Annotated in this window: 12 protein-coding genes; 9 read left to right on the plus strand and 3 right to left on the minus strand. The window is 67.1% G+C overall.

All coding sequences use genetic code 11. The features are described from left to right. Positions 1-311: 311 nt before the first annotated feature. The 6 genes from OIB37_RS00350 (at position 312) to OIB37_RS00375 (ending at position 10,414) form a co-directional block, all read left to right on the plus strand. Positions 312-908, plus strand: a complete 597-nt coding sequence (locus OIB37_RS00350) for a hypothetical protein (RefSeq protein WP_330455476.1) — start codon at positions 312-314, stop codon at positions 906-908. Beyond that, the gene (locus tag OIB37_RS00355; protein WP_330455477.1) at positions 905-2,977 is read left to right on the plus strand and encodes a DEAD/DEAH box helicase family protein; all 2,073 of its coding nucleotides are present in this window, start codon (positions 905-907) and stop codon (positions 2,975-2,977) included. The genes OIB37_RS00350 and OIB37_RS00355 overlap by 4 nt, the downstream gene beginning before the upstream one ends. Then, on the plus strand, positions 2,967-5,699 hold the full coding sequence (locus tag OIB37_RS00360) for a TerD family protein (protein ID WP_330455478.1): 2,733 nt from the start codon (positions 2,967-2,969) through the stop codon (positions 5,697-5,699). The genes OIB37_RS00355 and OIB37_RS00360 overlap by 11 nt, the downstream gene beginning before the upstream one ends. Positions 5,700-6,348: 649 nt before the next feature. Continuing rightward, entirely contained in the window at positions 6,349-8,439 is a 2,091-nt protein-coding gene (locus OIB37_RS00365; protein WP_330455479.1) for a tetratricopeptide repeat protein, read from the plus strand. A gap of 516 nt (positions 8,440-8,955) precedes the next feature. Further along, positions 8,956-9,429 carry a YxiG-like protein gene (locus OIB37_RS00370; RefSeq protein ID WP_330455480.1) on the plus strand — a complete coding sequence of 158 codons (474 nt, stop codon included), beginning with the start codon at positions 8,956-8,958 and terminating at the stop codon, positions 9,427-9,429. A gap of 56 nt (positions 9,430-9,485) precedes the next feature. Next, a protein-coding gene (locus OIB37_RS00375; protein WP_443058097.1) for an IS5 family transposase occupies positions 9,486-10,414 on the plus strand; the annotation gives its coding sequence in 2 pieces (ribosomal slippage) (positions 9,486-9,819 and positions 9,819-10,414; 930 coding nt in all). 206 nt (positions 10,415-10,620) lie between these two features. Here the strand turns inward: OIB37_RS00375 and OIB37_RS00380 are convergent. Next, positions 10,621-10,854, minus strand: coding sequence for a hypothetical protein (locus tag OIB37_RS00380; RefSeq protein WP_330455481.1), 234 nt, complete (start codon positions 10,852-10,854; stop codon positions 10,621-10,623). A 533-nt stretch (positions 10,855-11,387) separates the two neighbouring features. On the opposite strand from OIB37_RS00380, the gene OIB37_RS00385 reads away from it, so the two are divergent. The 3 genes from OIB37_RS00385 (at position 11,388) to OIB37_RS00395 (ending at position 17,857) form a co-directional block, all read left to right on the plus strand. Further along, a complete protein-coding gene (locus OIB37_RS00385; protein ID WP_330455482.1) occupies positions 11,388-11,630 on the plus strand; it encodes a hypothetical protein in 243 nt (80 codons plus the stop codon). A 418-nt stretch (positions 11,631-12,048) separates the two neighbouring features. Beyond that, positions 12,049-16,776 (plus strand): ATP-binding protein, encoded by a 4,728-nt coding sequence (locus tag OIB37_RS00390; RefSeq protein ID WP_330455483.1) that lies wholly within the window; start codon positions 12,049-12,051, stop codon positions 16,774-16,776. A gap of 289 nt (positions 16,777-17,065) precedes the next feature. Continuing rightward, positions 17,066-17,857, plus strand: coding sequence for an IS5 family transposase (locus OIB37_RS00395; protein WP_330455484.1), 792 nt, complete (start codon positions 17,066-17,068; stop codon positions 17,855-17,857). Here OIB37_RS00395 and OIB37_RS00400 read toward each other — a convergent pair. Both OIB37_RS00400 and OIB37_RS00405 read right to left on the minus strand, forming a co-directional pair. Continuing rightward, positions 17,814-18,350, minus strand: coding sequence for a hypothetical protein (locus OIB37_RS00400; protein ID WP_330455485.1), 537 nt, complete (start codon positions 18,348-18,350; stop codon positions 17,814-17,816). The two genes, OIB37_RS00395 and OIB37_RS00400, sit on opposite strands and share 44 nt — an antisense overlap. Before the next feature lie 461 nt (positions 18,351-18,811). Then, positions 18,812-19,033, minus strand: coding sequence for a hypothetical protein (locus tag OIB37_RS00405; protein ID WP_330455486.1), 222 nt, complete (start codon positions 19,031-19,033; stop codon positions 18,812-18,814). Positions 19,034-19,419 lie beyond the last annotated feature (386 nt).

Raw genomic sequence — 19,419 nt, forward strand, 5'->3', positions numbered from 1 at the left:
GGCTTGGACTGGCCGATCCAGAACTCGCCGCATCCGCACGGCCTCGACCGGATGGCCCGTCGGACCAACTCCTCCGCCCCCGGTTAGAGATGCGGCAGCTCGCGCTGTACGGAGCGGCCGTCGCTCAATCGGTGTGCTGTTCTGGAGAATCCTGCGCCCGACCGGGGGCTCCGCGAGAGGATGCACTGGATCGGTGGGCAGTACGCAGTAGGTCACCGAAGACGCATGGTTCCCGGACCGGCCGAACCCCAGCATGTCTGTGGGGGTTGGATGGCGGTGGACGCTGCGGGAGTGGGATGAGCGGGGGGGACATGGCGACGTGGTTCGAACGTATGGCAGCGATTCCTGGTGTGCGGTTCACCGGAAGCCCTGGTGTCGTCCGCGAAGCGCTCACAGAGGCCCGCGTCCGTCCGAAGGTGTCGTACGGCTCGCTGACGTGGCCGTCTGCTGAGGGCCGTACGTCGGCAACGCCGGCCAGCCGGCATGTGCCGGTGGAGGCGAGCGGAACGGACCTGGTCACCCGGGTCTGGGAGGCGCTGGAGCTTCCCGGTGGGGCGATGGACTACCACTTCGTCCTCCAAGGCGCGGTGGACCGCTTGTGGAGCGGCCGACGCTCCTACCCTGACGGGCTTGAGCTGCTTGAGGTGTTCGCGCTGCTGGACTTGGAGTTGATGGAGGCTGCCCCGCAAGCCGTCTCCTTTGACACCGGCTCCGTCCCGACCTCGTTCGTTCACGTGACGTCCGTTCCCCGGCTGGTGATGCTGCTGGAACGCGAAGGCGCCTTCACCGACGCCCTCGAAGTGGCGCGGCGGCTGGCCCGTTTCGAGCAGGGTGAGGATGCGGTGGACCGTCTCTCAGAGAAGATCGGCGCACTGGCGGCCGAGGCGACGGCTGGCGGGGCCGCATGAGTGCCGGGCTGGAGCTGCTGATCCCCTCGGCGTCCTACCTGGAAGAGGCCTTCCTGCGCTGGGTGCTCACTCCAGCCGCGCAGCGGGGCATCGTGGCGCATGTACACAGTCAGCATCCGGTGACGGTCAACGAGCGGACCTACCGGCTGGACTATCTGATCGCTGGCGAGTCGCTGCATCTGGCCGTGGAGTTGGACGGGTTCACCTTCCACAGTGACCGGGCCGCCTTCACCTACGACCGGTTGCGGCAGAACGACCTGGCGGCCACGGGGCTGACGGTGCTGCGGTTTTCCTACGACGCGGTGCGCCTGGACACCGCCCGCTGCGTCGCGCAGTTGCAGGCGATGCTGCGCCAGGATGCCGTGCTCTCGCCACTGGTCATCGCCGCGCCGCGCGTCGAGGTCCCGGAGATGGTGGGCGATCCCCTGCGGGCGGCCGATCCGCCTCGGGGTACCCGGTCATCTGCAGATGAGGCCTACTTCGCCGGTGTGCGCGCTCAGGTGACCCGAGAGCCGTTGCGTACCTGCCAGGACGAGGCCCTGGCCGCGCTGGCCAACTACTACGCTTCCGGCGGTCGGCATGCGGCCACGGTGATGGCGGTCGGGGCCGGCAAGACCGCGCTGGGGGTGGCGGCCGCATTGTCCTTCACCAGGCGGCGAGCGCTGGTGGTGACGCCGGGCTCGGTCATCCGCGGCACCTTCGCCAAGGCACTCGACCCCGGTGTGCCGGGCAATGTCCTGTACGGACTGGCGGGCGGGCCCCTGCTGCCGGGTGCCCAGCCGCCGGCCACACTGGTGCTGGACGCGGATGACGAGCAGATCAGCCAGGTGAGTCGGCAGCGGTTGCTGGCTGCGGACGTGCTGGTCACCAACTTCCATGCGCTGGGTACTGGCGACAAGGGCGGGGACCTGCTGGCAAAGCTGGAGCCGGGCGATGTCGACTTCATCGTTGTCGACGAGGCCCATATCGCGGCCAGCGCCTCCTACCAGCGGCTGTTCGCCCACTTCCGGGATGCGCGCACGCTGTTGATGTCGGCGTGCTTCCAGCGTCTGGACGGCAAGCCGATCGACGCCGATGTCGTCTACCGCTACCGGCTGGTGGACTCCGTCGCGGACGGCTCGGCGAAGAACCTGCGCGTGCACCGGTTCGCCCCGGACGCGGCGACGACGGTGTACGAGGCGGTGTGGCCCGACGGGCGACGCGAGCAGATCACCGGCCGCGATGCGCTGTTGGCCGCGTTGGGTAACGAGCGGAGGATGGCCCGCATCACCGCGCAGTCCGATGCCTCGATCCGGCAGGTGATGATGGTGACGCGGGCCTGTCTGGATGCGCAGGCCAAGCTGCTGGCTCCGGTCAAACCCCGGGCGCTGTTTGCGGCGATGGGTGAGGCCCATGCCCGGCAGATCGCCCGGATCGCCGAAGAGCACGGCATTCCCTGCGCCACGCTGCACCACAGCATGTCGCCGTCGTCGATCAAAGCCACCCGGCGGCGCTTCGAGTCGGACGCGGGTGATCTGCAGGGCATCGTGCAGCTGCGGATGCTTGGCCAGGGCTACGACTTCCCGCCCATCACCGTCGTCGTGCCCGTGCGTCCCTATGGCAGTTTCGGCGAGTTCTACCAATTCATCGGACGTGGCGTGCGGGTGCTGCGCCAGCCGGGTCTGGCAGCCGATCAGCAGTATCTGGATGTGGTCTGCCATGCCGAACTCGGCCTCGAGGACCATCTGGAGGCCATGTGCGCGGACAACGACATGGATCCCGCGCTGCTGCTCGGCGTTCCCTTGATCAACATCTCCACGCTGGAGGCGGACTTCGCCGGCGGTAACGGCCTCGGGGAAGGCGACTCTGACAGTGCGCTCCCGGGCGGAGTCGACGCGTTCGTGCTGTACGAGCAGGGGCGTGTCGAGCAGCGGGTCGTGCATGACCTTGACCGGGTGGAGGCCCGGCGGGCGGAGCGGGAAATGCAGCTGATGGCCCAGCGCTACGCCGTCTACGCGCAAAACACCGCGGCTCCGATGCCGTTTGAGAAGTTCGTCGACTACATGCGGAGGCTGACCGGTGGCCAGTGACCAGCCGCGCTGGTGGCAACCCGTTATCGATGCGTGCCCCGAAGACGCGCTTGCCCTCGAGGCAGCTGCCGGCCAGCAGCAGAGGTTCGTCCAGCTCGACACGCTCGCCACCCGGTTGCTGACTGCAGCGCTCCACGGCCAGCCCACGGTCTCGGTGGTCCGCAGCACCGGGCCGCAGGCTGCGGACCACGTCGAGGTGCTGGGGCTCAGCTCCCAGGAGAAGGCGTGGTGTGCTGAAACGTTCGGGGTGCCGGAGCAGCAGCGGCGCGGTGCCTGGTACCTGCCGCAGAAGCTGTCACTGAACGCCGGGGCGGTGAACCTGCCCCGGCTGGTGCGTGAACGGCCAGCCCATGCCCTGACGCTGGCCGCTGACGACTCGGCCGGCGTGAGCCTGGTGGACGGCGCAGCCGATGCGGTGCTGCTGTGGGCAGTGCTGGTCCCGTTGTTCGAGACACTGATCGAACCGATCCGGGTTCGGGCAGCGGGGCCTGGGAAGACAACCGACGACCAGCGGCAACTGTGGTCCGGCATCGAGGAACGCTACCGGCTGCTGGGCATCGCCGGCGATGTTCTGGACGCCTTCCGCTTCGGCGGCGGATGGCACCGGCTGGACCGGCACGGCCAGCAGCACGCCCGCCTGCGCCTCCTGGACGCTTTGGCGGCCGTTGATCCGCTGCAGCTCGTCACCCGCCATCGCATCCTGCAACTGCAGGCGCTGATGGCCGGCTTCGCCAAGAAATCCAAGACCGGCACCGCCCTCGCGCGCCGGGTTGTGACGCGCGCACTGCAGCCGGTTGTCTCCGGCTACTTCGCCGGCGACTGGCTGGCCACGCTGGACTACCTGCAGGCGCCGCCGCACCCGGACGAGGAGGTCATCACCGCGCTGCCCGAACCGCGCCTGTATGTGGGAATGTCCGCCCAGGCGGCCGACATGGCAGCCGAGGCAGGCATCCCAGAGGACGAGATCCACGCGATGCTCGCGGCCTTCCTCGGCGGCCCGACCTCCCTCTCCCCCGTCGAAGAACGCGTGGCGGCTCTGCGCGAGTGGTGGACGGCCTTCGACCAGGCGCACGCCGCCCAGAAACCCGGCATGCGGCCGCTGTGGGGGCTCGTCGACGACAACATCATGGCCTTTTCCTGGCAGGACGAACACGGCTTCACCCAGCAGCTGTACCGGCAGGTGCTGCCCTCTTCCGTCAACGAGCAGGTGGACCGGCTGTGGCAGTCGGTGACGCTGCAGCGGCACGCCAAGAGCCTCGTCAGCAACCCCCGCCCCCACCAGCTGATGGCCGAAGCCCTCGGCCCCGCCCTGGAGTTCTGGCACGGCGTCGCGCTGACCGCCTGGTTTGTGTGCGAAGGCCCCTACTCCCGCGCTCCCCTGTCCGGTGTGGCCGACTACTACAGCCGCACCCTTACCGCGCTGACTGCCGCCGGCTGCCCGGTCCCCCCGGACTTGTTCGAGGAACTGCGCATCGCTGAGCAGCATCTGGGCCCCGAAGAGATGATCGTCAAGGAGCGCACAGAGCTCCCGGTGGACACCGCCATCGGCGCCTTCACCATGACGTCGACCATCAGCGGCGGCAGCCGCCGCGAAGGCTTCGAACGGGTCCGCGACATCGTCACCCGCCATCGTCGTGCCTGGGCCGAGCGGTACTTCGACACCTACCTGCAGCAGCGCTGGCGCACCTCCCTGGAAGGCGTCGCCCAGGCGCACCACCGGTTCGTGGCCGCGAAGGGCCGTCCGCCCACCCTGATCCAGTTCGCCCAGTTCGCCACCGCCGCAGCCAACCAGTGGACCGGCGGCGACCTCGGCGCTCTCTACACCGCGATCGGGGAACCCGCACCCGCCCAGCAACTGCACCCGGCCCGTCTGCTGCCGGGTGACGGCTATGACGTCGCCCAGCGCGTCTACACCGCGCTCGGCGGCACCACGGTCGACAACGACCTGCGCATGAACCAGCCCGAAGAAGCCCGACGGCAGTGGCAACTCAGCCGCCTAGCCGTCGAAAGCCTGCGATACCTGCAGCTCCACGAAGCGCTCGGACAGCCCCCAACGGGCAAACAGTTCGGCTCTTCACGCCTGGCCTGGCCATGGCCCGGAGAGGAAACTGAGGGCTGGCCGCTCTTCCAGCACACCCTCGCCGCTCTGACCAATACCAGCCCGCCCGCAAGTGAACCTGCCGCAGGGACGGCCGAGGCCGCCCCACGCCTGCTGGACAACACCAAGCACGTGCTGGCCAAGGGAGCCAACGCCCCTCTGCGAACCGAATCGGTAGCGGTGCGCCTCATCACCACCGGCGTGCCAGTCGATGTCTCTGCCGTACTCCTCACCAGCCACGGCAAAGTACGCAGCGACCACGACCTGGTCTTCTACCACCACCCGCACCACGACGGAGTCCGCACCAGCGGCGACACGGTCACCGCAGATCTGCCGCACGTGCCCGATGACGTCCACACCGTGGCCGTCATCACCAGCATCGACCTCGAAGCCCAACCCGCCGCTTCCTTCGACCAGAACACCACGTGGCACGTCGAGGTCACCCAACCCGTTGGCGGCGGACTCGCCTTCACGCCTGTCCCGTTCGTCTCGGGCGAGACCGTCACCATCGCTATGGAGATCTACCGGCATGGTTCGGGCTGGAAAGTACGTGCTGTCGGCCAGGGCTACGACACCGGGCTTGCCGGCCTGGCCGCGGACTACGGCATCAACGTCGAGCCCTGACGGCCATGTCAGTGCCTGTCGCTAGGGTCGATTCTGTGATCAGTGGCCAAGAGCCAAACCCGCCGACCGGCAAGGAGGCATGGCGGAAGGCAGTCCGTCGCTCGTCTCCTGCACGCGGGTGCGATCGTGACCGAAAGCCACATCATGCGTCGGGTACTACGGGAACTGCTGTGATCGCAGGAACCGTCCTTCATCCCGTGACCGCTGGTTGCCGGGGTTCGGGAGCTGCAAGAGGTGGCGCACGGTAAGAGAGGGATGGACATGTCGCGTGGGCGCAGAGTCACGGTGACGGTTGCCGCTGTGGCCGTTATCGCCTCAACTCCCGCTTTCTGGCTGCTCGATGGGCCGAATGCCGGGCAGATGGTGGGGGCTTCGGTGCAGGGCGCCACAGGGGTGTGCGCCTTGTTGTGGGCCTGGATCCAGCCAGCCGCACGGGCACGGGACACCGTCACACGGACGGGGCGGGCTGAAGCGTACGGCGGCGGAGAGGCCCACACCGGCATTCGCCGTCGTCATGGAGGCAGCGGAGAGGGGAGTGTGGAGCAGAGCGGGGATGCGAGCGCCCGCGGGCAGGGAAGCAGGGCCGGCACCGGCATCGACTACACCGGCTAAGGCTGCCATGGCGGCGGGGTGGATGGTGAGAGGGCCGATGAAACGGTTCCGGGTGAGGCGCCCGACCCGTGGCCAGGACGGCACCGAGCAAACGGCGCCGCCCGTCAGCGTCAGCGAGAGCGGTGATGCCGTCGCCACGGGTGGCGGCGATGCGCTGAGCGGCTACCGCGGCCCGGGCCCCCAGGCGGATGGCCGGGCCGTGCGGGTGGAACGGTCAGGCGATGCGATCGCCGCGGCCGCCCATGCGGTGGCCATCAGTGGCAATGTCAGCCAAGTGCTGGTCTCCGCTCCCCCGCCGCGCCAGCCGTTGCATTGGCCCGTCCGGTTGGGCTCGGTACCCGTGCTTGCATCTGCGTTCCAGGACCGGTCTTTGGTGCGCGATCGGATCGATCAGGCCAGGGCAGGCCATACCACGGTGGTGCTGGCCCAGGTCCTGTCCGGCGGCGGGGGCGTGGGCAAGACCCAACTCGCTGCCGCCTACGCCCACCAGGCCCTGGAAGACGGCATCGACCTGGTGGTGTGGGTCGACGCCAGTGACATCGAGCAGGTCATCGCACGTTACGCGCACGCCGCACACGTCGTGGAAGCGGCGGCGGAACACCTTCTGGGCAAGAGTGCTGAGTCCGACGCCGGAGTGTTCCTTCAGTGGCTGGCGACCACCCGACGCCCGTGGCTGCTCGTCCTTGACGACCTCACCGATCCAGAGGCCATGCAGAAGTGGTGGCCGCCGTCCTCCGCTTTCGGTTGCGGCCGCGTCGTGGCGACGACCCGCCGCCACGACGCGGTGCTGTCCGGCGGCGGCCGAGCCGTGGTGGACATCGACACCTACAGCGCGGAAGAGGCCGAGGCCTATCTGCACGAGCGGCTCGACTCGGCGCACGCTGCCCATCTCATGGACTCTCAGGCCGGTGAACTGGCCGCAGCACTGGGCTACCTGCCGCTGGCTCTGTCACACGCGGCCGCCTACATGGTCAACGAAGACGTCCCTTGTACGGAGTATCTGCACCGCTTCAACGGCAGCACAGCACGCCTGGACGACCTACTGCCACGCACGGCAGACACCGAGGGCTACGGGCGGCAGGTCGCCGCGGCTCTTCTGCTCTCATTGGATGTCGCTCAAGCGAGCGAGCCCGTCGGCCTGGCTGTTCCGGTCATGCGTCTGGCCGCCGTTCTGGACCCGGCCGGACACCCCCGTTCCCTGTGGGCCAGCGACGCCGTCACCCACTACCTCGATACCCAACGCACCGCACCTCCCAACGGAGTTACCGCCGCCGTTGATCCTGACCAGGTGCGGGCAGCCCTGCGACTTCTGCACCGCTACGGCCTGCTCTCCGATCACGCTCAGGCTGGTTCCCGCGCGGTGCGGCTGCACGCCCTGACCGCACGAGCCGTACGCGAGTGCACTCCCGACGCCACGGTGCAGGCGGTGGTGAAAACCGCCGTCGACTCGTTGAGGGAACTGTGCGACGAGGTCCCGTGGTTCGACCGTGAGACGACAGCCGTGCTGCGCACCAACATCGACAGCGTCGATGCCTGCGCCGGGGACCTGCTGTGGAATGTCGAAGGCCATTACCTCCTGCGCTGGACTTTGCGCAGTCTGATCAGTGTCGGCCTTGCCACTGCAGTTCCCTACGGGCAGCAGCTGATCGGCATCAGCGAGCAACTGTTGGGCCGCGCTCACCCCATGACCCTCGTCGCTCGACGCGATCTCGCATGGGCCTGCCTCCTCGCGCACCGTCACAAGGATGCCTTCACGCTCCTGCAGGAGGACTTTGCCCACCAGGACGAGCGTCTGGCCCGTGAACGACAGGAGCCCTCTACGGTTGGCCGTGGGCGCGTCCATGCCTCTGCACTGCTGGAGGACACCGTTGCTGTTCGCGCACGGCTGTTGGGGCCTGGAGACCCCGCGACCCTGGAATGCCAAGTCAAACTCGCCGTCCTGTACTGGTCCCGGGGCGACAGGTCGGCGGCCACCGCCCTGCTGAAGCGATCCCTCACCGGCTGCCGGACAACGTTCGGCGCCGACCATCCGTACACCGTCTCGGTCGACAACCGGCTGTCCCACTGGCGAGAGCAGCACAAGAGGCGCTGGTGGAGTCGCACACGCAGCCAGTCCAAGCCGACGTAGCCAGCCGAACGATCGGGGCAACTCTCGCGCGGTGGGCGCGGCTTCCCGCCTCCTCACAGCCCTTCGGCCACGGTCGTCCACAGGCCTCCGCCCCCGCGTTCAGGTGGAGGCGCCAGAATCCCAGGCACCGGCGAGCAGACGGCGACCTGCGCCACGAAAGAGCGATCGATCCTCAGCTCGCACATCGGCAACCGTCGTAGATGCGCCATCGGATGTCTGACCAGCACAAACCTAGCCGCCCAGGCCACGCAGCCATAACGAAATCCAGAGCCGATCACCATGCTCCGAAACGATCACTAAATCTGCACCTCAGAGCCTGCCTGCATGCCAACTGCCCCAGGAAACCTCAGGTCAGATCCATTGCCACACCGCAGCAAGAGATCCTGAAACGATCACTAGATACACATGTCAGCGCACCATTCACCTAGGACCTGTCCGGTCGATCTTTGAGGTGACGGTGTCTGACGCCCGTGATCTCGTTGTTGAAGGTCTCGTCGAGTGAGGTAGAAGGACGGCATGGATACCGCCGTACTTGAACAGATGCTGGACGAGACCTTCGATCACGCTGTCGTCCACCACGGATACACCAACTACATGCGCGACTACGAGGTAATCGTCTACGCGACGGCTGATCCCCGTACCGGTATCACGCCGTCCCACCTGCGGTATCTCTTCCGGTACTGCGTCGAGGCCCGATGCGAGACGTCGGTGCCGGCGGAGACCTGGCGGATCTCTTTGGACGACCGGCTCATCGACCACGAAACCGGTATCGACCTCGACGGATACGTCTGGGGCGTGAAGTGGCACGGCCTGTACCCGGGAGCCAAGCTCCTTCCTGAGTCGGAGGAGACCCGCCGCTGGTCGAAGGCCCTCGGGATCGACTTCCATGAGGTACGCATTGAGACCAACGCACACAACCTGACCTTGCTCTTCTCGGACCTTCAGGTGAGCGAGGTCCCGGTCGGATACGCACCCTTCGTCGCGGAGTAGGGAGCAGGGTTCGTGTGATCTTGTGACCGGCATGTGGTCTGGTCGTTCTTCCTGTCATGGGGCGGGGTGATCTGAGTGATGCCGAGTGGGCACGGCTGCGGCCGTTCCTGCCGGTCAGCAACAGGCGTTGTGGCCGGTGGCGGGATCACCGGCAGGTGATCGACGGGATTCTGCACCGGGCACGGACCGGCGTGCAGTGGCGTGACCTGCCCGAACGGGTCGGGCCATGGAAGACCGTCTACGAACGGCACCGGATGTGGTCGGCCGACGGGACGTGGGAGCGTCTGCTCCAACAGGTCCAGGCCCAGGCCGACGCGGTCGGGGAGATTGACTGGGACGTCTCGGTCGACTCCACCATCGTGCGGGCGCATCAGCATGCGGCGGGCGCCCTCACCGACCCGCCGCCCCTCGCGTCAAAGGGGGCCGAAGAGCCAGGACATCAGGTCGAAACGCCGTGGCAGAGCCTGCACGCCCGCCTGGTGGAGGTAGTGCGGGAGGTGAGAGCCTCGGGTGCTCGCGAGGCGGGTTCACCACTAAGCTCCACCTGAGTGCGGACGGCCGCTGTCGCCCGCTGTCCCTGGTCGTCACGCCAGGTCAGGGGGCGGACTGCACGCAGTTCAAGCCGGTTCTGGAGAAGATCCGCGTCCCGAAGCTCGGGCCGGGCAGGCCGCGCAAGAAGCCGGACAGCGTCGCGGCCGACAAGGCCTACAGCAACGGGCCCTGCCGCGGCTATCTGTGGCAACGGGGCATCCGGCACACGATTCCCGAGAAGACCGACAGCCAGGCCGCCCGCCTACGCAAAGGGTCGAGCGGCGGACGGCCACCGGGCTTCGACGAAGAGCGGTACAAGAAACGCAACACCGTCGAGCGGGCCATCAACCGTCTGAAGCAGCACCGGGCGGTGGCCACCCGCTATGACAAGCGCCGTTACGTCTACCTCGGCACCGTAACCGCTGCAGCCCTCACCATCTGGCTCCGAACATGATCGACCGGACAGGTCCTAGTGATCGTTAGCGGATTTGTCAGAGGAGTAGGCGAGGCTACTAGCGTCCTCCCCCGCTCACCGAGCTGCTGCCGAAGCTGCGCCCGTACCGGGAGGCCCCGGTCGGGTGGCCGGCGCACTGCGCGAGGGAGGGCCGAGGAGTCCTAGCGTGGCCCTTCCCAGCAGTCAGCGCTGGGGCGTTCGCGCCCCTACGCGCTGAATGGTCCGCCGGCCGCTGGGGTGGACTGGGCTGCGGTGGCCGAGGGTGAGGACTCGGCGGCGGGCTCCGGCTCCGGCTCATCGACCACCGGCGTGACGTCGACGGCCGTGAGTACAGCCTCCGCCTCGGCGACTACGGCCTCCTCCGTCGCGGGCGCGGCCTCGGAGGTCACGACCGTGGCCTGGGAAGCGGCGACGGCGCGGCGGTCGCGGTAGTCCTTCAAGACCTTCCACCCAGCCACCGGCACGCCGACGGCAAGGGCACCGAGAATGAAGGCTCGCCGCTGGCCTAGCCGCCGCCCGAGCTGGACGTAGGCTGCCCGTAGGGCATCAGGGCCTCCTAGCTTGCGTGCCTCCGCGCTGAGTTCCGAGTAGTCCCACACCGCGCTCCCCCTCACCTTTCGCTGCTGTCCAGTAACGGCCTGATCATCCCAGGGCCAAGCTGACTCGGGGGCGGATCAGGACAACCGGCTTACCGGACCCTGGATCTGAGGGCGGGGCGTTGTCGAAGCTGCGACCGCACTCTGGCCGTGCAGTCCGAGGGCCTCGCCGATCCGTAGGCCCATGCAGGCCAGCAGTGCGATGAGGAACCGGTCCCGTGCCCGCGGCGCGAGGGCGATCATCTCGGCAATCTGGGTCGGCGCCAGGTCCTGGTAGCCCGGCTCGGTCACCCGGAACCGGAACGCCGCGGCGTCGATGGTGCGGAACTGGTCGCGCTTCCCAGCGTCGTAGCCGGCTGGGACATTGCATCAGGTACTTGGGCTGCGACAGCAGGCCGGCGACACTCGGCTGTACCCAGCCGTTCGCCACGCAGAACCGCAAGAAGGAAGCCACCGCAGTCATCACCGCGTTCGCCGTGTTCTGCGAACGCACCACCGGCCTGCCCGCCCGCGCCCGATGCCCGCGCGGCGGCAGCGGCTCAGTGACCAGCCAGCGTTGGAACCCCGACAACGACAGGAAGCTCGGCATCCGCCAGTCCAGGCGCTGGCCACTGCAGTAGCTCAGGTACAATGCGACCCGCCCCGCGTAGGCCCGCTCGGTATTCGGCGAGAGGTCCCGCGCCCGCAGCGAGGTGATGAACACCGACGCCTCCAGATGCAACTCCAACGTAAGGCTGTCAGCGACCACCCACCGCGCTGCACTGGTGGACGGGTCGATCGCCCGCTCCGCCATGAACCCTGGATCCATCCCCGGACCGTAACCACCACGGTGCTGACCGGCCGTGGGTTCACGCGAGCATTCATCCCCCCCAGGTGACATCCACGCCAAACGTCACTCGCACACGGCAATGGCGGACTACAGGGCCCCTCACCGCACCAATTATCAGCTCCGGTCATGCCGATGAGCCGGGTTCACTCTGATTGTCGGACGGGGCCGGTAGGTTTCTCTCTCAGCCAGCCGAAGCGAGGGGACCGCCAGTGACTGCGAGCAAGGCAGCGAGGTCGGATGCCGGTGGCAGCGCCGGAGCGGGAGGCTTCGACTACCAGCATCGCGTGGCAGCGTGGCTTGCTGTTACCTCCTTGGCTGGCACGGCTGCCCCCGCCGTCCGGGGCCTGTGGACCGGGTCGGTGCAGCAAGTTGCGTGCGAAACCGGGGAGCCCGTCGATGACTGCCGGGTAGACACCTCCGATGGGATCACCCTGGTCCTGCAGGCAAAACGGACCATCGGCATGTCTATCCGGGCAACTAGCGAAATGGCCAAGACGGCCGCACAGTTCGTACAGCAGCACCTGCTGCCCGGCCACGCGCATGAACGTCTGGTCCTCGTCACGTCCTCCGAGGCATCAGGAACGGTGAGAGTCGATCTCGCCCAAGCCCTGGACCGGCTCCGTGGCGAGCCCGTCGAAAAAGACGTGACCTCCCTGGGCCTCAACGCCACCAAGGTCGCCGCTCACAACACGTTCGTGGCGCATGTCCGCCGGCAGTGGGAGAAGCAGCGAGGCACAGCGCCGTCGGCTGCCGAGCTCCGGGCATTCTTGGCCTGCTGCTACGTCTGGACCCTGGATGTAGAGTCCGGCGGCCAGGCAGAGCGCGAGGCTCTCGGGCTGCTGCGCATGACCGTACTCAGCGACGCCGCTCAAGCGGAGGCCGCCTGGAACGTGCTCCTCGGTGCCTGCGCACAATTGGCCATCCTGCATTCCGGCGCCGACGTGGCGCAGCTGCAGGAAAAACTGTCGTCGGCCACCATCGCACTGGCCACGATCAAGGATTTCACCGCAGATGTGGAGCTCTTGACGAAGTTCACGAAGCAGGCTCTCGACGAGTTGGACCACGGGCTCACCACCATCCCCGCGCCGCACGATCCGGTGGCAATCGAGCGCAGTATGACGACTGGGCTGGATGCGCGCTCACAGGACGAGTCGTTCCTCCTCGTGGGTGAACCTGGGGCCGGTAAGACAGTGGTTCTGCACGGGTTGGCTCGTGAGGTAGCTGCTCAAGGCCGGCCATTGGTCTTCATGCAGGTCAGTAGCCTTGCTGCTGAGAGCATTGGTGAGCTTCGCACGGAATTGGGGCTGCAGCACTCCTTCGTCGATGTCCTGGCCGAGTGGTCTCCCGGCAGCACCGGGCTATTGATCATCGACGCTTTGGACGCGGCACGAGCGGACGCCTCAGCCGGACTGTGGCGGACAGTCATCGACAATGTCAGTCGACAGCTGCCCCGCTGGCGAGTGGTTGCCTCAATCCGCACATGGGACCTACAGCACTCGAGTCGCCTGCGCACCCTTTTCCCAGGCGCCCCCGTGCTGGTGGAGGACCTGACAGACGACGAGGTGAAACAAGTCAGTGATGCCTTTCCGGCGCTGAGGAGCCTGCTGGACCAGGCCTCCGAACAGCAGCGACGGCTGATGCTCAACACCTTCAATCTGCGCCTGGCTGCTGAACTCCTGCTGGAAGGCTCGGCAGCATCAGATCTTCGCGGGATCGACAGCAGGCCGGATCTGCTGGACCGCTACTGGCAGGCACGCGTTTCGGACGGGGCCGGCGGCACCGCCAGGGAAGCCCTGCTGGTGCGACTGTGCGCGGCAACGGCGCGTGAGAGGAAACTTGCTGTACCGGCCCAGACAGTGCTGGAGGGCGATATCGCCGCGGCCACGGTCCTGGACAGCCTGCTTTCCCGATCCGTTCTCAGCCGCGTACCGCTTACCGTGGGGAACCCTGCGCGTGGGCCGATTCAGTTCGCGCACCATGTGCTGTTCGACTACGCCGTGGGGACGGTCTACTTCGATTCCTTCAGCGACGGTCTGACGGAGTGCTTGCGGGCAGATCCGGACCTGCTGCTCTTCGCCCGACCCAGCATCGACGTGTACCTGCAGATGGCGTGGAAACAGGGGGCAGCCCCGTTCTACACACTTGCGTTGGAGCTGATGGCCACGCCATCGCCAAGCATGACGGCACCGGCGATCGCGGACGTCGTGGTCCGCAATTGCAGCAACGCCGCAGAAATCGAACCGCTGCTCGCCGGCGTTCCAGACAGCACTGCGGAGCTGAAGCGACTGCTGGGGGCGATCGCCGTCGTCGTCTCCATCAGAATCAAAGAAGGCAGTCTCGCGAACCCGGGCGTGTGGGCGGATGCAGCTGAGCGGCTTTCCCACACACCCGAGCACGCCGGCTCCGCGTTGGGTGTCCTGGTCACCGACTTGGCATCCCACCACACGATCCTCACTACGGCGTCCCTGCAACAGTGTGGCTTGGCCGCGCGGCGCCTGCTGGAACATATCTGGACTCAGCCACCCACTCTGTGGGCGCGACTGGCCATCCCCGCAGTGATCCAGACAGCTACCAGCGATCCGCAGGCAACCGAAACTCTGCTCAGGCGCGCCCTGGAACCACCGCAACTGCAGGAACGGGGCTACAACGACCTTGTGGCCCTGACCCACGAGGTCGAACAGCTGACAGGGCTAATGCCCGCACTCGTGGAAGACCTCTACGTCACAACGCTCAGCCATGAAGAGAACTCTTCCGAAACCACACAGATGGGCTCAGGCGCCGTCCTGACGTTGCTGTCCAACCGCCGACAGGACTTCGGCGCAGCCAAGTATCCCCTAGTCCAGTACTTCCCCGACCTCCTGCGAACCGATTCCCGACGCGCACTGTCCATCCTCACCCGGCTGAGCACCCTCGGACATACCCAGCCGACAGAACATCAGATGATCTTGAACAGCCACGCAGTCACGATCCAGGAGGACGGCTCACACCTGACGGACTTCGGCACCAGCTACGCGAACGACGACCCGGCGGCCCTGTTCAACGCCCTTCAGGACTTCGCGTCGAACGCCACCGCCGCGCAAACCCAGGAGCTGGTCGAGGCGTTGACGGCAGCCCCTCAGGCTGCCGTCGTGTGGCGGCGTGTCCTGTTGTCCGCGCCCCACAATCCCGCCCTCGCCGATGCCTTCTTCAGCGATCCGGCAACTCTCGTGACGAGGCTACTCATCCCCGAGCTCGCCGGACCCGCATCCACACTGACAAGAGCACTGCATCCCACGCTCGGGGCTACAGAAGCAGGCCGGCTGGAGGCAGCCGTGCTCGCGCTGAAGCCCCTCAGCGCCGACGATGGCAGCCAGGACTGGGACCGGGAGGATCGCCGGTACCGGATGTTCCTCAACGCGCTCTCGGCAGAACACCTCATCGATCAGTCCTTGGCCCACGACCACCAGCCCCAGGCCGCAGCCATCGATAACGACGACGAGGACGACGATCTGGCCTGGGCCGGCCTGAACCCGACACCGGTCGCGGCCAGCGGCAACCCTGCAGACGAGACCGTACAGATCCTGAGCGACGAAGTCCGCCGGTTCACCGACACCTACCTCAACGGCGCCCCGACTCCGGACGAGATCACTTCCTGCGTCCCGGTCGTCACCGCGCTTGAGGCAGCTCTGGTCCAGGCATCCTCCGTAGCAGTGCGCAACGAAGCAGAAACCCTCGTGGCCAAGGCAGCCGAAATCTGGACACGCACCATCCAGGCGCCGCCATCAGCCCTGGACCACGCCCGGTCCATCCTGCTGTCGCTGAAGAGCAGCCCACGTCCTGAGCCGACAGATCAGAACGCCAACTACACCATGCTCATCCCGCAAGGCCCGCGCACCGAGGCAGCCCGTGGACTCGGGCAGCTGTGCCTGGTGCCCGAGCACTACACCGCGGAGGTGGGCAAGGCGATCCTCGAGCTCTCTGCGGACCCTGTCGGACAGATCCGGCACACCATCGCCAAAACAGCACCGTTTGTCGCACGCAGCTCCCCGGACACCGCCTGGGAACTCCTCGAACTGCTCGCCCAGCAGGAATCGGACGATGCCGTCCTGAGCGCAACGGTCGAGGCAGCTGCCCTACGCATGAGCGACCGACACCGAGGCACGCAACTCCTCGCCCAAGTAGCGGCTCGCGTGAACCCGAGCGAAGCCCGCGAGTCTGCCGCCTCAACCTGCGCAACAGTTGCAGCACTTCTCTGGGTCTATGACGCCATGCCAGAGGCCAGAACACTACTCAATCAAATGATCGATAGCTGGCCGGGGCAAAGTGCCTGGTCAAGTTCCCTCCACATACTCCGCTCTCAGAAGGCTCTCACCCACAATGACCCCGCCGTCCGCAAGCGCGCCCTAGATTTCATGCACGAGCTCGCCGAGCCGGCACTCCGCTCGGCGCAGGAAGCGATCAGGCGCGCAGACCAGCTCACCGACAGCGAGAAAGAGCAGTTGAAAGCCGAAGTTCAACTGCTCGACGGCATCGCCTTCCAGCTCTTCTCCGGCAGCGGAGCCATCGACCGGGAAGGCACACCACCCACATCGGACCAAGTCAGGCTCGTCGACGAAGCCGACCCAGTGATCCAGATCCTGGCGCAGGTTCCCGCAGCACCCGTCACCCACCACCTGGTCGAGATCTACGAATACATCACCGACCATCGCCCACAAAAAGCTCTTCTGACGATCCGCGACATCATCAAACAAGCTGGCACACAAGACGGATACACCATGGACCCGATGGGCCTGGGCACCTGCGTAAAATTCGTGGAACGCATCCTGGCCGACCACAGGAGCATCCTGCACACACCGGAGAACCTCACCGCCCTGCGGGAAATCTGCGACGCCTTCATCGACGCCGGATGGCCCCAAGCCCACCAACTCGTCTTCGGGATCGAGCAGATCTTCCGCTAGAGATCTTCAATGGCTGAGGTTAGAGGCTGTTGTCTTTTCGATCTTGAGGGATGCGCGTCGAACGGGAGTCCCGATCGGGTGGTCACGGGACGCTGGGGCGCATACGAACAGGGCCTCCTGAACAGCTCGTTGGTGTCGAATCACCGAGCAGCAGGAGGCCCTGGTGCAGCAGTCTTGCGTGCCGATGGCCGGGCAGTCCAGTGCGGTCACCTGGGAGTGTGACTGCCTGGCTCACCGGTTCGGAAACGCCGCTGACAACGGGACGCGGCAGCCTCGCTGTCCGACTGACATGACGGACGGGGAGTGGGCCGTCATCCGCCCGCTGCTGCCGGTGCCGGGCTGGATGCGTGGCCGGGGCGGCCGGCCGGAGGCGTACTGCCACCGGGCGATGCTCGATGCGATCCGGTATCTCGTAGACAACGGGATCAAGTGGCGGGCGATGCCCGTCGACTTTCCGCCGTGGGACCACATTTACGCATTCTTCCGCCGCTGGCGCGACAACTTGCTGGTCAAGGAGTCCCACGACCGGTTGCGCGCGAGAGTGCGCGAGGAGTTGGGGCGGGATGCGGAGCCGACGGCCGCGGTGATCGATTCGCAGTCCGTCAAGGCGGACGCCGTCGTCGGTGGGGACAGCCGGGGCTTCGACGGCGGCAAGCTGATCAACGGCCGCAAGCGGCACGTCGTGGTCGACACGCTCGGTCTGCTGCTGGGCGTGATGGTCACCGCCGCGGACACCGGCGACCGCATCGCCGCCCAGGTCCTGCTCGGGCAGGTCGCCGACGTGCACCACCGCCTCGAACTGGTCTGGGCCGACGGCGGCTACACCGGCAGCCTCGTCGAGTACTGCCTGGCCACGCTCACCCTGGTCCTGGCGATCGTCAAACGCAGCGACGACCAGAAGGGGTTCGTGGTGCTGCCAAAGCGGTGGATCGTCGAGCGCCTCTTCGCCCACCTGATGCGAAGCCGCCGTCTGGTGCGCGACTTCGAGCGGCGCACCACCAGCGCCGAGGCGATGATCTACTGGTCGATGACCCTGCTCATGACGCGCCGCCTGGCCCGCTCACGCCTGCCGCGAGGGTGAACCGGCCCGGCTGCCGCTCGGCCAGCCACCCCCGCGCGACCAGGCGTTTCGCCTTCGACCGCAGTGCTTCCACCCGCGCCGGCACCACGTCCATGCCGAACAACGCGGCCATCTCCTGGCAGGTCAGCGGCCCTTGATGGAGCCGGTCCCGGTCTGCGAGCGCCGTGAGGATGCGCTGGTAGTCGACCGACAGCGCCGACCAGGCCAGCCCCTGGCGCCACGCCGGCACCTGCGACTTCGGCTTCGCCGCGTCCCGGGGTTCCGTCGGCGCGTCCGCATCCCGCCGATCGCCAGTGGCCTCCGTGCCGGCGGTGTCGCCGCTATCCGGAGCCAGCACCGTGTCGACCCGCCTGCGCGCGATCGCCCACTCCTGCCATTCCCGCTCGGCCGCAGCCAGCTCGCCTTGGATGCAGTCGGCCTCCTCCCGCAGCCCGTCGACTCGACGACGAGCGGCGAGCTCGTGCTGTTCCAGCAGTCCGACAACCGACGGCATCCGTGACCTCCCGGGGAACGACGACCCGACAGGCCACGACTCCCACGGAATCACCACTGCTATCCCCGACCAGCGAAAACGCACCGATCACGCCCGAAAAGACAACAGCTTCTAAGCAGTCCTGTTAGCTGGCTCCGTAAGCAATCCACGCGGATCAGCCCTGCTGACCTGCAAAATTCTCGCGCGGTGTACGGAACCCCGCACAGTTGATGCACCTGCGACCCAGCTTCGACACGGCGAGCTTGCACCCCCGTAGGCAGGGATGCGACGCTCCATGACAGGTTCCAACTCCCCGGCGGCTGCGGACTCCTCCCTACCAAACGGGCCAGAACCTTCGGGCACCGGCGTGCGTGACAGCACCCGACCCAACCGTGAGGGCCGACCTGCGACCAGGTCGGCCTTCTGCCATGCCGTGGAGACGGCGAAAGACAGCGCCCTGTTGTGCGCGGGAGCTCGTGCGGTCAGGCAGCGAAGCCCACACTCGTACAGAACTCGAAGGCCCCGTACTGAGATCCCAGGTCGGGCAGGATGCCGTCGGTCCATGCCTCGTCCAGGCCCGCCGCGTCGCCGACCGCCTGGACGCCCAGATGCAACCGGGCGGCATCGCCCAGGAGTTCACCTACCGGGCGCTCGGGCCTCGCTGACGTCGTGTCCACAGCCCAGGAGCGGGCACTGCCACCCACCGGGAAACGGTCCGACGAGCACCTTGCCAGGTCCTCCTCCTGATCACGGATTCGCAGAGATCACCCTCCTTGCGCGAGGCCAGCCAAACAGCCTGTCACCACTGGCCACGCCCGCAGCCGCGCTCTTGGCCCACCTCACTCCCCCACACCACCACACCCACCTGACCAGCACAGACTCGCTCCGCCTGATCCACCCGGCAATAGCGAATCCTTCGACGATCACCGGATTCCGGAACGATCACTGAACTCGCACTTCAGAGGGCTCTTAGGCTCTTGAACCTCCACGGAAGCCGTGGGTCAGGGGCCAGGGGCCGTGGGTCAGGGGCCAGGGGCCGTGGGTCAGGGGCCAGGGGCCAGGGGCCGTGGGTCAGGGGCCAGGGGCCGTG

The organism is Streptomyces sp. NBC_00820 (assembly GCF_036347055.1).
Classification (GTDB): Bacteria; Actinomycetota; Actinomycetes; order Streptomycetales; family Streptomycetaceae; genus Streptomyces.

Coding starts and splice junctions, on each gene's coding strand:
- OIB37_RS00350 (WP_330455476.1), top strand. CDS start 312: ATGGCGACGTGGTTCGAACGTATGGCAGCGATTCCTGGTGTGCGGTTC.
- OIB37_RS00355 (WP_330455477.1), top strand. CDS start 905: ATGAGTGCCGGGCTGGAGCTGCTGATCCCCTCGGCGTCCTACCTGGAA.
- OIB37_RS00365 (WP_330455479.1), top strand. CDS start 6,349: ATGAAACGGTTCCGGGTGAGGCGCCCGACCCGTGGCCAGGACGGCACC.
- OIB37_RS00370 (WP_330455480.1), top strand. CDS start 8,956: ATGGATACCGCCGTACTTGAACAGATGCTGGACGAGACCTTCGATCAC.
- OIB37_RS00395 (WP_330455484.1), top strand. CDS start 17,066: ATGACGGACGGGGAGTGGGCCGTCATCCGCCCGCTGCTGCCGGTGCCG.
- OIB37_RS00400 (WP_330455485.1), bottom strand. CDS start 18,350: ATGCCGTCGGTTGTCGGACTGCTGGAACAGCACGAGCTCGCCGCTCGT.